The sequence below is a fragment of the Bacillus sp. B-jedd genome, from assembly GCF_000821085.1.
GTDB lineage: Bacteria > Bacillota > Bacilli > Bacillales > Cytobacillaceae > Bacillus_D.
The window spans coordinates 1,665,154-1,679,566 of the sequence record NZ_CCXR01000001.1 but is presented as its reverse complement, the minus strand read 5'-3'; the positions used below and the strand labels follow the sequence as shown (position 1 = coordinate 1,679,566).

The 14,413-nt window shown below is 46.4% G+C and carries 12 protein-coding genes; all 12 read right to left on the bottom strand.

What is annotated here, in order from left to right; translation table 11 throughout:
- Positions 1 to 205 precede the first annotated feature (205 nt).
- The 12 genes from BN1002_RS08210 to dapG all read right to left on the bottom strand — a co-directional run bounded on the left by BN1002_RS08210 (position 206) and on the right by dapG (position 14,407).
- Positions 206 to 1,159, bottom strand: coding sequence for an ABC transporter permease (locus BN1002_RS08210; RefSeq protein WP_048824516.1), 954 nt, complete (start codon positions 1,157 to 1,159; stop codon positions 206 to 208).
- A 1-nt stretch (position 1,160) separates the two neighbouring features.
- Positions 1,161 to 2,240: an ABC transporter permease gene (locus BN1002_RS08205; protein ID WP_048824515.1), complete on the bottom strand. Its 1,080-nt coding sequence runs from the start codon at positions 2,238 to 2,240 to the stop codon at positions 1,161 to 1,163.
- Positions 2,237 to 3,760 (bottom strand): ABC transporter ATP-binding protein, encoded by a 1,524-nt coding sequence (locus BN1002_RS08200; RefSeq protein WP_048824514.1) that lies wholly within the window; start codon positions 3,758 to 3,760, stop codon positions 2,237 to 2,239. Before BN1002_RS08200 ends, BN1002_RS08205 begins: the two co-directional genes overlap by 4 nt.
- 167 nt (positions 3,761 to 3,927) lie before the next feature.
- Positions 3,928 to 5,031 (bottom strand): BMP family lipoprotein, encoded by a 1,104-nt coding sequence (locus tag BN1002_RS08195; protein ID WP_048824513.1) that lies wholly within the window; start codon positions 5,029 to 5,031, stop codon positions 3,928 to 3,930.
- Positions 5,032 to 5,079: 48 nt separating this feature from the next.
- Positions 5,080 to 5,805 carry a GntR family transcriptional regulator gene (locus tag BN1002_RS08190; RefSeq protein ID WP_048824512.1) on the bottom strand — a complete coding sequence of 242 codons (726 nt, stop codon included), beginning with the start codon at positions 5,803 to 5,805 and terminating at the stop codon, positions 5,080 to 5,082.
- Between the two features lie 340 nt (positions 5,806 to 6,145).
- Entirely contained in the window at positions 6,146 to 8,482 is a 2,337-nt protein-coding gene (locus BN1002_RS08185; RefSeq protein WP_048824511.1) for a DNA translocase FtsK, read from the bottom strand.
- A 194-nt stretch (positions 8,483 to 8,676) separates the two neighbouring features.
- Entirely contained in the window at positions 8,677 to 8,883 is a 207-nt protein-coding gene (locus BN1002_RS08180; protein WP_048824510.1) for a YlzJ-like family protein, read from the bottom strand.
- Positions 8,880 to 9,635 carry a ClpP family protease gene (locus tag BN1002_RS08175; RefSeq protein WP_048824509.1) on the bottom strand — a complete coding sequence of 252 codons (756 nt, stop codon included), beginning with the start codon at positions 9,633 to 9,635 and terminating at the stop codon, positions 8,880 to 8,882. The genes BN1002_RS08180 and BN1002_RS08175 overlap by 4 nt, the downstream gene beginning before the upstream one ends.
- Positions 9,636 to 9,772: 137 nt before the next feature.
- Positions 9,773 to 11,440, bottom strand: coding sequence for a ribonuclease J (locus BN1002_RS08170; protein ID WP_048824508.1), 1,668 nt, complete (start codon positions 11,438 to 11,440; stop codon positions 9,773 to 9,775).
- A gap of 156 nt (positions 11,441 to 11,596) precedes the next feature.
- The gene (locus BN1002_RS23650; RefSeq protein ID WP_156129703.1) at positions 11,597 to 11,755 is read right to left on the bottom strand and encodes a hypothetical protein; all 159 of its coding nucleotides are present in this window, start codon (positions 11,753 to 11,755) and stop codon (positions 11,597 to 11,599) included.
- A gap of 454 nt (positions 11,756 to 12,209) precedes the next feature.
- Complete coding sequence (gene dapA / locus BN1002_RS08165; protein WP_048824507.1) at positions 12,210 to 13,091, bottom strand: 4-hydroxy-tetrahydrodipicolinate synthase; 882 nt, start codon at positions 13,089 to 13,091, stop codon at positions 12,210 to 12,212.
- Between the two features lie 71 nt (positions 13,092 to 13,162).
- The gene (dapG, locus tag BN1002_RS08160) at positions 13,163 to 14,407 is read right to left on the bottom strand and encodes an aspartate kinase (RefSeq protein ID WP_048824506.1); all 1,245 of its coding nucleotides are present in this window, start codon (positions 14,405 to 14,407) and stop codon (positions 13,163 to 13,165) included.
- Between the last annotated feature and the right edge of the window lie 6 nt (positions 14,408 to 14,413).

Here is a 14,413-nt window from a genome sequence, read left to right as displayed (position 1 = left end):
TTACGCACTTTACAGTAATACCCATGATTATTCCATTCTAATTTTCCCACAGCAATAATATTCTATTCTAACTATAAATTGTCAGGGCACGTATTTACAAATGATTATGCTTATATATAGATCGTATTGGCATCGAGATGCCTGCGGCTCGCAAAAATTAAAAATCCTCCTGGCATTCAGGAGGATTTTTTGTAAAATCACATGGTTAACGTTTACTTGAATCAAATGGTTCGCCAACTGCCTTAGGTGCCTGAGAGGATTTAGAAAACACAACGAGGGCTATAAGCGTAACCACATAAGGGAAGATTTTCAAGAGAATTGGCGGGATGACGGCCAATTCGGGAATTACCTGTGAAACGTTGGCGATAGTACTTGCAAAACCAAAAAACAGAGTCGCTCCCAAAACTCCAAGCGGGCGCCACTGGCCGAAAATTAATGACGCGAGTGCCAAGAATCCAAGCCCGGAAACCGTTCCGGTAAATTCTCCGGCATACGTCAGGATGATAATCGCGCCGCCCAATCCGGCGAAAGCTCCCGAAATAAGGACTCCTGCATATCTGGTACGCCTTACATTAATACCCGCTGCTTCCGCTGCCTGAGGAAATTCACCGCAGGAACGCAGGCGAAGGCCAAATCTTGTTTTATACAACAGGAAGGTGCTCACGAACAGAATCGCAAGGACAAACCATGTTGTCGGATATGTTTTCGTAAAGAATAAATCGCCAATGACTGGAATTTTTGACAGCCCTGGAATTGATTCAGGGGAAAAACCACTCTTAATCCTGATATTCCCACTCCCGGTAATATTCCTGGCCAAAAATATTGTCAGCGCCGTTGCAATCAGGTTGATCGCGGTACCACTGATGATTTGGTTCGCGCTCAAATTGATGCTCGCAAATGCATGCAGGGCGGCGAACAGGATTCCGGCAGCCATCGCGGCGAGCAGGCCGATCCAAAGGACCACCGTATTATTCGAAATCACGTCACCAAGGAAGTGGACTGCAATGGCGCTTGAGAATGCGCCGATAATCATTAAACCTTCAAGACCAATATTGACAACACCGCTTCGCTCACTAAACAAGCCGCCTAATGCAGTAATCAGAAGAGGGATTGTAAAAGCAATCGCATACGGAAAAATTTGCTCTATGATGGTCCACATATTATGCTTCCCCCTTCTTTGCCGCAGGCACATCATTCACATTGCCGTCGGAACCGCGCTTCCAGAGTTTATTGACTAGGCGTTCTATCAATACACTAGTAGCTGCGAAATAAATAATGATCGCTATGATCGTATTGGCAAGTTCCGGTGGAATTTCGGTCATGGCATTCATGAAGCCTGTCCCGGAATAAAGGACACCGAAAAGAAGAGCCGCGAAGAAAACGCCAAACGGCGTATTATTCCCCAGAAGGGCAACCGCGATGCCGTCATATCCCTGGAAAGGAAGAACACCGATCTGGATGCTCGATGCATTGCCGGTATACAGCGCGACGCCGCCGAGGCCAGCGAGCGCTCCCGAAATGACCATGGAAAGGATTATATTCCTATTGACTCGCATCCCGGCATATTCTGCCGCATATCTGTTAAAGCCTACTGCTTTCAATTCAAAGCCAAGAGTTGTTTTATTAATAATAAAGGCAATGATGATGACGCTGATAACGGCTAGGAAAATACCTAGATTAATATATGAGCCCTGGAACATTTCCGATAAAAACGGAAGTTTCAAAGTAGCCTTATCCGGCAAAGTCTTGGATTCAGTTTCAAGGAATTCGCCTTTAAAATAGCCCGGCACAACATAGTAAATAGTCCAATAGGCAATCCAGTTCATCATGATAGTCGAAACGACTTCATGCACGTTAAATTTCGCTTTTAGAAGCCCGGGAAGGAATGCCCATAAGGCACCTCCAACGATACCTGCAAAAATCATTGCCAGTAAAAGGACAGGCCTTGAAAAGTCAAAAGTCAGCCCTACCGCTGTGGCGCAAAGACCGCCAATTAGCATCTGCCCCGATGCCCCGATATTGAATAGGCCCGTCCTAAAAGCAAATGCGACAGCCAGTCCGGTAAAAATAAGTGGTGTCGCGGTGGCAAGGGTGTCGCCAATACGCGCGATATTTTTGAAAGCGCCCTGAAGTAAATACATATATCCTTCAATCGGGTTGCTTCCGATGAAGAGCATTAAAATCCCGCCAGCTATAAGCCCAAGGACAATCGCAATTAATGATACAATGGTATTTCTCATACGGTTCTCTCCTTGTTTACCCCTGCCATCATGAGCCCTACTTCGTTCTCATTTGTTTCAGATGCATTTACAACACCGATAAGCTCCCCGTTATTGATTGCTGCAATCCTGTCGGAAAGCTGTAGTACTTCATCCAGCTCAAGAGAAACGAGCAAAACGGCATTTCCTTTATCCCTATGCTCAATCAGCCTTCTATGGATGTATTCGATTGAACCGACATCCAGTCCCCTTGTAGGCTGGACCGCAATCAAAAGTTTGGGGTCTAGTTCAATCTCCCTGCCAATAATCGCCTTTTGCTGATTTCCGCCTGATAGGGTACGGGCAATTGATGCTGCGCCTTTTCCTGAGCGGACATCAAAATTTTCGAGGATGTTTTTTGCATATTTTTTCATAGCCGGTTCATTTAACAGGCCGTATTTTGAGAATGGCTTTTTATTGAACACTTCAAGAACCATGTTGGATTCAAGTGTATAGTCCAATACAAGGCCACGCTTCTGCCTGTCTTCAGGAATATGGCCAATCCCTTTTTCAATTCTTTGCTTAATCGGTATGGAGATGATATTTTCGCCATTCAAAAGGACCTCGCCAGATTCCGCCTTCCTTAGCCCTGTGATCGCTTCGACAAGCTCAGTCTGGCCATTACCATCAACTCCGGCGATTCCGACGATCTCTCCCGCGCGTACTTCCAACGAGAAATCTTTAAGGGCTGGCACTTTCCTATTATTCTTTACAGAAAGAGAATCTATTTTTAATACGACATCACCTGGCGTACTTTCTTTCTTGTCCACTTTAAAAGATACATGGCGGCCTACCATCATTTCAGCAAGGCTTCCTGTGCTCGTTTCCGCCACATCCACTGTCCCAATCGACTTTCCTCTTCTGATTACCGTACAACGGTCCGCTACCGCTTTAATTTCCTTGAGTTTATGGGTAATGATGATGATTGATTTACCCTCGTTAATAAGGTTCCTCATAATTTTCATAAGTTCATCGATTTCATTCGGCGTCAAAACTGCCGTCGGTTCGTCAAAAATTAGGACTTCCGCTTCCCGGTACAGCATTTTAAGGATTTCCACCCTTTGCTGCATCCCGACAGAAATATCTTCTATTTTCGCGTGGGGATCAACGTTGAGACCGTATGATTTTGACAGGTCTTCAATCCTCTTCGCCGCCCCGTCAATATCAAGGACAACTCCCTTTAATGGTTCGCTGCCCAAAATGATGTTTTCCGTAACAGTGAAATTTTCAACCAATTTAAAATGCTGATGCACCATCCCTATTCCCAATCTTGTCGCCACATTGGGATTGGAGATGCGGACTTCCTCACCGCGAACCTTAATTACTCCCTTTTCGGGCTGATACATTCCGAACAGGACACCCATCAGCGTGGATTTTCCTGCTCCATTTTCACCGAGGAGAGCGTGTATTTCTCCCTTTTTTAACGACAGGGAGATATTATCGTTGGCAACAATACCCGGAAATTCCTTTCGGATATTCAGCATCTCAACTACATAGCTCATTGTAACACTCACCTTTGCCATTTACTGAGTCTTGTTCTATAGGGACGGCCCTATTTCCCCCGGCGCTCTATCATGCCGGAATTGCCGATTGTTTGCAAGTGTCATAGAATCCAAGGAATCAATATACAAAAGAGACGGAAAAACCGTCTCAATTGTATGATTGCTTTTTACTTGAACAAGTCACCTTGTTCAGCTTTTACTTCGATTTCTCCGCTCTTAACCTTTTCGAAAACTTCCTTCACCTTGTTGGATGTTTCGTCGCTCAAGTTAGGGTTCTTTTCAGGGATTCCGACGCCATCGTTTTTAGCATCAAACATCAGCGTCTTTCCGCCTTGGAATTTGCCGTCAAGTTCGTCCTTGATCATATCAAATGCCGAAAGGGAGATTTTTTTAACGGCAGAAGTCAGGATGACAGACTTGTCGCCGTCATACTTACCATCTTCATACTGGTCTACGTCTACGCCGACAATCCAGACTTTTTCACCCGATTTAACACGGTTGATGGTTTCTTTGATGGCTCCGACGCCTACGCCGCCAGCAGCCGCGTGGATGACATCAACGCCGCGGTCGAACATGGAAGCCGCAATCTGGCCGCCAGCAGCCACGTTGTCAAATGAACCTTGGTAGATGAAGTTCTCTTTCTTCATGCCAATTTTTGTGCCCATATTTTCATTGGCGTATTTGATACCTTGCTGGAAGCCCCAGTTAAACTTTTGGACTGGAGGAATTTCCATACCGCCGATGAAGCCTGCTTCGCCTTCTTTCAGCTCAAGCGCAGTTGCTACACCTGCCATGAAGCCGGCTTGGTGTTCAGCAAAGAAAATAGCGATTGTGTTTTCTTTCAAAGATGCATTACCGTCCCCTTTATTCGGAGCGCCGTCAATGATGACGAATTTGGCATCCTTATATTTATCTTGCGCGTCAAAAATAGCTGTTTCGAATTTAAATCCTGGTGTAACGATGAATTTGTAGCCGGCATCATAAAGGTTGCCGATTTCTTTCAAATATTCGGCTTTAGTCGTACCCGCAGGCTTCAAATATTTTGATTTTACACCAAGCTCTTCTTCTGCTTGCTTAATACCTTCCCAAGTACCCTGGTTGAAAGACTTATCATCAATTGTACCGGCATCGGTGACCATACCAACTTTGAGGTCGTTTTTCTTTTCATCGCCGCCTTTACCGCCTTTTGAATCATCGCTGCCACAAGCTGACAACAGCATCCCTGCAGACAAAAGCAACGACATAAACAGACCAAATTTGCGTTTCTTCAAGGAATTAACCCCCTAATGATTGTTTGATTAAGTAGAAATGGACCGAATTCAAGGGCGTTTCCGTAAAACGCGGAAACTGAACTTATCAGCCTTGAAATAATTTACCGAGTAGAGAATTGGCTCATCAGCCTCATCGAAATGAAGCTGCTTCAGGACAAGCAGCGCTGTTTCAGGCTCACACTCAAGAATTGGGGATACCTTGTCATGGTAACCGAGCGGCTCAATCTGGGCAACCGCGTATGTAATCCTCCGGCCTGCCTGCTCTTCCAAGATGCTTAAGAGTGATTCATCCTGATGGGAAAACCCTTCAGGCAAAATGCTCACAGGCACCTTGTCTATGCAATAGACAACCGGCTCCCCGTTAGCTGTCCTCACCCTTTCGGTTACAACAAGCCCATCATCCGTGGATGCTGAAAAACGGCGAATGTCCTCCTCCCCCGGAAATTGCGTGGACGAACTCAGAAAAATGGTCCCTGGTTTCATTCCTGCCTGCAAAATCATATCCGTCACACTGCTAAGTTGTTCAATCCCTGAAGTGAACAAAGGCTTTGCGTTAATAAACGTCCCTACACCATGGCGGCGTATGATAACGTTTTCTTCTTCCAGGATGCGAAGAGCTTCCCGAAGCGTCGCCCTGCTTACTCCAAGTTGTTTGGCAAGATCGAATTCGGAAGGAAGTTTCTCTCTTTCTTTATAAATCCCCGTTTCAATATCCTGCTTTAACCGATCGATCACTTGTAGATACAAATGGCGGCTATCAGATTTAATAGACATTCTGCTTCCTCCAGGATTTTCTAAGACATCAGACATCTGATGTTTAATCATTCCTACTAATCGACAATACTATAACACTTTTTTATTCATAAATAAATAGAAAAACGGAATATTTTAGTAAACAAAAATATGACGGACACACAATTTTTTTGTTGACTTTTAAGCCTTTTTCTTGTCGAAGTCCCATCCAAAAACATAATTGCTGTCTCCTTAGAATTTTTTATGCAGAAGAACAAAACCAAAAACAGTTACTTAAAGGTTAATTAGTATGACCTATTAGGAGTAGTTCGTATAAGAAAGAGGAGCCATTAAATTGGCTCCCCTTAAAATAACGGATTGGTTAAGAACCCGCTTCTTCTTTTTGTTTTGCGATCAGTACGGCCCTTGGCTTGCTGCCTTCGTATGGTCCGACTACGCCACGGACTTCCATTTCATCTATCAGCCTGGCTGCCCTCGTATAGCCGATCCTGAATCTCCTTTGGAGCATTGAAACGGATGCCGTCTGCATATCGATGATCAACTCGACAGCATCGTTGTACAAATCATCTTCCACTTCGCCGGTGACTTCCTGAATATCATCAGGAATCATTTCTTCCTGATATTGGGCCTTTTGTTGGGAGATGACATATTCTACCGTCTCCTCTACTTCTTCGTCTGATAGGAACGCCCCCTGCACCCTAATCGGCTTTGAGGCGCCGACCGGCAGAAAGAGCATATCTCCCCTGCCGAGAAGTTTTTCCGCCCCGCCCATATCTAGGATAGTCCTCGAATCCGTCATCGAGGAAACCGCAAAGGCGATCCTTGAAGGGATATTCGCTTTAATGACGCCGGTAATGACATCGACGGATGGCCTTTGGGTGGCAATGATTAAGTGAATGCCCGCTGCCCGTGCCATCTGTGCCAGCCTCGTAATGGAGTCCTCAACATCGGATGAAGCAACCATCATTAAATCTGCCAGCTCGTCAACGATGACAACGATATATGGAAGAAGCGGCTGTTTTTCATTTTCTTCCGCGTTATGCCGCCGAATATGCTCATTATACCCTTCAATATTCCTCGTGCCTGTAAAGGAAAACAGTTCATATCTTCTTTCCATTTCATTGACGACTTTCTTTAAAGCCTGCGAAGCTTTTTTGGCGTCCGTGACAACGGGAGCAAGTAAATGGGGAATCCCATTATATACATTCAATTCAACCATCTTCGGATCGATCATCATCAATTTTACCTCATGCGGTTTCGCCCGCATCAACAGGCTGGTGATGATTCCATTGATACACACACTTTTTCCGCTTCCTGTGGCGCCAGCCACTAAGAGATGGGGCATTTTGTTCAGTTCTGCCAGTACGGCTTCCCCGGTGATATCCCGGCCAAGACCAATCAAAAGCTTGGCATCGGGCTTGTCGTTTTGCGTTGGTTCCAGAACTTCCCTTAATGATACCATCGCTACTTCGGAATTTGGAACCTCGATGCCAATTGCTGATTTCCCCGGTATCGGCGCTTCTATCCTGATGTCCTTGGCAGCAAGAGCCAGCGCAAGGTCATCGTGCAAGCTGACAATCTTGCTGACTTTCACTCCCACATCCGGATGCACTTCATATTTCGTCACAGCCGGTCCGAGGTGGACCTGTGTCACCCTTGCCTTTACCCCAAAACTGTGGAAGGTTCGCTCCAGTTTGGCTGCATTGGCATGGATTAATTCGTATTCACCGCTCTGGTCCGCTTTTCGCGGCAGTTTTAAAAGACTTAATGGCGGAAGCTCATAGGCTGTATTTTCAACTTCAGCAAAAGTGATCGGAGGTGAGATCTCTGCCGGTTCTGAGGCCGGCCCTATAATGTCATCAGCTTTTTCAGCCGCTGCCGGCCCGTCCGATGAGTATGCCTTATCCGCGAAACTCGAAATGATCGGCTCAGGTATTGCAGGCTCGGAAGGTATTTCGATTGGAGGTGAGTCCTCTTTTTCAATAACACGCTGTTGTTTAGCCCCTGTGCTCTCCGCTTTCTTTTGCTTTTGCTTTTTACGCTGTTTTTTTCTTTTTTCCTTCCATTCTGCAAAATCAGCTTTGAACGCTTCCAATTGCTTCTTATATGTTTCTGCGGAGAAGGAAAAAATTTTGCCAAGTGCTTCCCCGAATGTTTTCCCGGTTAAGAGAATCAATCCGCAAGCAATCAGGAGTCCCGCGATAATTTTCGTGCCGGTTTCGGCAAAGAGGTAATGGAACATGGCGAACAGGACTGCTCCAATCATTCCCCCGCCTAGATCGTCGAGGCCGGGCCTTCCTTTTACTTCATCCCAAAACAGTCCCCATGTATTAGATATCACGCTGGGATTTTCGAATTGCCCGCTATTCTCCAAAAGCTTGAACAGCGTAATATGGCTGAGAATCAGCAAGGCGGTTAAAATTAAATACACACCTACAATCTTTGCCGGGAAAAGATTGGGCATTGCCCTCTTCCACATTAAAATGATGCTGAAAAGAAACAAGCCTGCCATACCAGCCATGCTCCATTCACCAAGCCAGAAACGGAAGAACAATGACACACCTTTTCCGACCGCACCCAGTTCAGCCATTGATATAATTGACAGAGCGAGCAATATTAGCCCTGTAAGTTCATATTTAATTGTAGATAGCAATTGGCTTTCCTTTTTTTTGGACTGCCTTCGTTTTCTTTTTGCCATAATACCACCTTGTATGTATATGAATGAGCGGTCGCCTTTCCTGGCCGCCGGTACAAATAGAAGAAGCAGCCCTCCGGCTGCCTTTCTCCTACGGGAATTTACAGTGATAAATCATTTGTAAACCGCCCAATCTCTTAAACCGTATTCTGATTATACCATAAAAACCGATTACATTGGACCCGCTTCCTTCCCTCCTAACGGGAAATTTTCGTTCCCGGCATCAACCGGCTATCCATAAAGTGGGCGGGGTCCGTGCTGAGCAGCCTGACAATTGTGTACGCCTCACCGTCTTGTTCCGCCTCAATTGGAATACCGTTAAATTGGATGATTTGCCTGCCGCTCTCCAGCTGATCTCCCATGCCATAAATCAGTTCGTGAGGCATCATTGTATAAAGGATCATTGGATCAGCCCTTCCTCGCTTGTTTTTTGCAAATCAATCAGTTCATTCAGCTTCCTCATCGCAACGCCAAGTCCACCCACCTCATCGATAAGACCTGTTGCCACAGCATCCGCTCCAATGACATTCGTCCCTATGTCCCTGGTCAAATTGCCCTTGGCGAACATCAGGTCTTTAAATGTTTCTTCCGTTATATTCGAATGGCTTGTTACAAACCTGACTACGCGCTCCTGCATTTTATCTAGGTATTCAAATGTCTGGGGCACCCCAATGACAAGTCCGGTCAATCGGATTGGATGGATTGTCATCGTTGCTGTTTCTGCAATGAAGCTATAATCACAGGAAACAGCGATTGGCACACCAATCGAATGGCCTCCGCCTAAAACAATGGAAACGGATGGTTTTGACAGAGACGCGAGCATTTCCGAGATGGCAAGCCCGGCCTCCACATCCCCGCCAACTGTATTTAGAATCACCAATAGCCCCTCGATTTTCGGGTTTTGCTCTATCGCCACCAGCTGGGGAATGATATGTTCATATTTCGTTGTTTTATTTTGAGGCGGAAGTGCCAAATGGCCCTCAATCTGTCCCACAATCGTCATGCAGTGGATTCGTGAATCATTTGAAAGCTGAGGGACATTCGTAACGCCTAATTGCTGTATTTTCTCAATCAGCCCGGAAGTCGGCTTATCCTCTTTTTCTTCGTTCCCTTCATCCTGGTCGGCCATTCCGGTGTTTGGATAGTTTTGATCCATGACAACCTTCTCCCTTCAGTTATTACATTTAGTATGAAACCCGTGAAGGAAATTCATGTAACAGAAAAGGAAAAAGCATCGGCGTGTGCCGATGCCCGGAACCAAAAGGCGGTTAATTCCTTTTGCCAAACTGGATGCTATGCCTCCATGATAATAGGCAGAATCATTGGTCGCCTTTTCGTCCTTTCATACAGATATTTATTCAAGTCATCCCTTATATCCTGTTTTAAACTGGACCAGTCAAAAAATTCGCGGGAAGTATTTTTTTCTACAATATCCCTGACCAATTTCGCAGACTCCTCCATCAGCTTTTCCGATTCGCGTACATAGACAAAGCCCCTTGAAATAATCTCGGGCCCAGCCAGGATTTTACGCTCTTTTCTTGACAGCGTTACAACCACAATCAGCGTACCGTCCTGGGATAAAAGCCGGCGGTCCCTAAGGACGATATTGCCGACATCGCCGACGCCGATTCCGTCAATCAGGACATTTCCGGACGGCACCTTGCCGCCAGGAATGAATTTGTCGTCCTTGATTTCCACAATTTCACCGTTATCGGGAATATATATTTGTTCTCGAGTCAAGCCGCATTCTCTTGCGATTTTTTCATGCGCCTTTAACATCCTGTATTCCCCATGAACCGGGATAAAAAGCTTTGGCTTCATCAGGTTGATCATGAATTTTAATTCTTCCTGGCTGCCATGGCTTGAAACATGGATGGTTTTCTTATTGGAGACGACATTGGCGCCTGCCCTTAACAGCATATCGATCGTTTTTGCAAGAAATAGCTCGCTTCCCCGCAGTGTTGAAGCGGCGATAAGGACAGTATCCCCTTCTTTGATATTTACCTGGCGATGTGACTTTCTTGCCATTTTTTGAAGCCCTTCAATTGGCTCCCCCTGGGATCCTGTCATCAGGACGACGATTTCCTTGTCATGAAGCTTTCCTATTTCAGCTGCTGGAACAATCAGGTCTTCCCCTATTTCCAAATAGCCGAGTTCGACCGCAATATGATAAATTCGTTCGAGACTCTTTCCGACTACCGCAACTTTTCTTCCGGTTTCCCTCGCAGCGTCAAAAACATGCTGGACACGGTTTATGTCGGAAGCAAAACAAGCGGCGATGATCCTTCCAGGCGAATTGTAAAATGCATCACACATTTGTCTTGCCACGATTGATTCAGAGACTGTATAGCCAGGCTTTTCAGCCTCGGTGCTGTCCGAAAGCAGGCAAAGGACACCCTGATCCCCAATCGCGGCCATCTTGCCGATTTCTGGCTTATAAAGTTCTGTTGCCCCCTGGTCGAATTTAAAATCTCCTGTATAGACGATTGCGCCTTCGGAAGTATTAAGGCAGACCCCAACCGATCCAGGTATGCTGTGGTTAGTATTGAAAAAGGCAGCGGTAGCCACTCCCAAATCAACGACTGAATCAGAAGTGATTTCAATAAATTCCGTTTTTCCCTTAAATTCCTGTTCTTTCAGCTTTGCTGCGGCAAGTGCCAACGTAAGCTCCGTCCCATAAACAGGGACATTCACCTGACGAAGCAGATATGATAATGCCCCGATATGGTCTTCGTGGCCATGGGTAAGGAAAACGGCTTTTACCCTCTCTTTGTTGTCAATTAAATATGAGATGTCAGGAATAACAATGTCGATGCCAAGCATTTCATCCTCGGGGAACATTAAGCCCGCATCCAGTACATAGATTTCCTTGTCCACCTCGCAGAGAAACATGTTCTTCCCGATTTCTCCTACACCGCCCAAGGCGATGATCCTGATAGTTCTATTCTTTTTCTTTCGCAATTCTGTTTCCTCCTATGGTGATTTGGCCCGATCGAGATCAGTTACCATCATTATACTTGAATGCGGAAAATCTTTACAACTCTATATCCATACCCAAGGTGAATTGGGGAAAATCATATGTATAGTAACTTTCATTTTTTTACAGACAAGGCTCAGTTATCCTTGATTGTTGATTTCCACTCCGGGAACATGCTTTCCGCGGGGCGAAGCAACTACCTGCACCCACTTCATGAGAAACATCCATGAATTGGCTCCGTGTTGCTTTGCGACGAGCTGAAGGTTCACTTCCTCGAATAGTCTGTGGCGCAGGAGCACTCTTTATGGAGCCTCCTCGGCGTCCTAGACGCCTGCTTGTCTAGCTACATCGCCTAGCCCCTCGAGGTCGCTTCGGTCCCGAATGTGAAGTCAAAGAACGACTTCCCCTTCTGGCCCTCCAGCGCTTGGCTACGCTTCGCTCGCATTAAGGGCGACTAGGATTTTGCTTCGCAAAACCAAGTCTTCCTATATCGGGGCTGACCACAAAGGTAAGCTTCTGCGAATAGTCATCGCAGGGACAGGCGGTTTTTGCCTGTCACGAAGGCGCTTTCGCTTTTCAAGGGGTCTCCACGTGCCGCTACATCCCGCTGGAGTCCCCTCCGTTCCAATCAACTTCATTGTAAATCAACAGTCACCTTTAACTGAGCCACAAACAAAAAAACGGCAGGCACTCATCATGCCTGCCGGTGATGTATTTTATTCTTATACGTGTTGAACCATCAGATTCTACGAATTAAGAAGGCTGGTGGATGCCGAGGGCGGCTGATAGGGTGGCGCGTTCTTCGGCGCTCAATGGTACAAGCGGAAGCCTGACCGAGCCGACATCAAGGCCTTTCAGCTGCAAGGCTGTCTTTACAGGCGCGGGGCTTGGAGCCGCAAAAAGGCCAAGCATAACTGGCAGGAGTTCCTGATGAAGTTTTGCCGCGCGTTCGGTATCCTTCATTAAGAAAGCCTGGACCATTTCCTGCATTTCATTTCCGATGATATGGGAGGCAACAGACACGATGCCATATCCTCCAATGGAAAGAACCGGGAGTGTGATTCCATCATCCCCGCTGTATAAAATAAAATCATCTGGCGTATTGGCAATAATTTTCGTCATGGCATTTAAATCGCCGCTCGCTTCCTTTACAGCGACAATATTCGGAATTTCTGAAAGGCGGATGACCGTCTCTGGAGAAATGTTAACGGAAGCCCTGCCAGGAATATTATATACCATTACAGGCAGTGAAGTTGATTCGGCCACCGCTTTAAAATGCTGGTAAAGCCCTTCCTGGCTAGGCTTATTGTAGTACGGGGCCACTACCATGACCGCATCCACGCCAAGTTGCTCTGCCTTTTTTGTCATTTCAATCGATTCGTATGTGTTGTTGCTGCCCGTACCAGCGATAACTGGAACCCTGCCGGCAACTGTTTTTACTGCATGCGAAAATAGGGCAAGCTTTTCTTCCTTGGACATGGTTGGCGATTCACCGGTCGTTCCCGCGATGACGAGCGAATCGGTCCCGTTCTCAATTAAGTGGTTGATCAGCTGGGTTGTTTTCGGAAAATCAATATGTCCTTTTTTGTCAAAAGGCGTGACCATGGCTGTGGAAACTCTTCCAAAATGAATCATTTTTTTATCACCCATCCTTATCATTGATTTGGCAGGCAAGTTGCCTGCCGGCTTTATTTTTTGGCATTTTATTAGTAATCCGTTTTCCCGAATTCAGCTGCTTCGTTTTCCAGCTGGAATGCGTCATGCAGCGCATTGACCGCTTTGACAAGATCAGCCTGCTTCACTAGCACCCAAATGGTTGTATGGCTGTCCGCGGATTGGAGAATCCGTATTCCCTGGCCCGCTAGCGCGGTGACTATTCTTGCGGTGACGCCTGGAACCCCCGCCATTCCCGCACCTACGACAGATACCTTGGCGCATTCCCTCTCGACAGAAGGTTCGTGGCCTAGGCTTTTCAATACGGAAATCGCCCGGTCCGCTGAATCCTCCGAAACAGTATAAACTACCCCATTTGGAGAGATGTTGATAAAGTCGACGGATATTTTCTCATTCGCCATCGCTTTGAATACTTCCGACTGCAAATTATATTGGTCCTTCTTCGCAAAAACCTTTATTTGCGTGACATGCGGCACATGGGCAATCCCGGTTACTGGCCGCTCACTAATGTCACTGCCCGCGCTTGACTTCGATTGGCTTGTGACAAGCGTTCCGGTGCCATCCGAATACGTCGAGCGAATCCTCATTGGCACTTTCGCCTGCATGGCAATTTCCACCGCGCGTGGATGGATTACCTTTGCGCCCTGATAGGCCAAATTGCAAACCTCAGTATAGGTAACAATGGACAGCGGCCTGGCATTTTCGGCAATGCGGGGGTCAGCGGTCATGATGCCTTCCACATCCGTGAAGATATCAATCCATTCTGCATTCAAGGCAGCGCCAATTGCGGCGGCTGACGTATCGCTGCCGCCCCTGCCAATCGTCGTCACATCACCATTTTCAGCCATCCCCTGGAAACCAGCGACAACGGCAACATCCGCTTCTTCAAGTTCCTCAAGGAGCCGCTCGCATTTCATTTCTACTATTTTCGCATTCGTATGGTCATCATTTGTCCTGAATCCTGCCTGGGCGCCGTTCAAGGCAACCGCCTTGATTCCCGATTCAATTAGAAGGGAAGTGAATACCATGCTGGAAATGACTTCCCCACATGATAAGAGCATATCGATCTCGCGCCTGCTGATTTTTCCGAAGCTTTTTTCAATCAATGATAATAATGTATCCGTTGCATAAGGATCGCCTTTTCGGCCCATCGCCGATACTACAACAATGACCTTGTATCCTTCTGACAAGGCTTTTTCGATATGTTTTTTGGCATTTAGCCGGCTCTCTTCGTTCCTGACGGATGTACCGCCAAACTTCTGGACGATTACTTTCATTCAAGC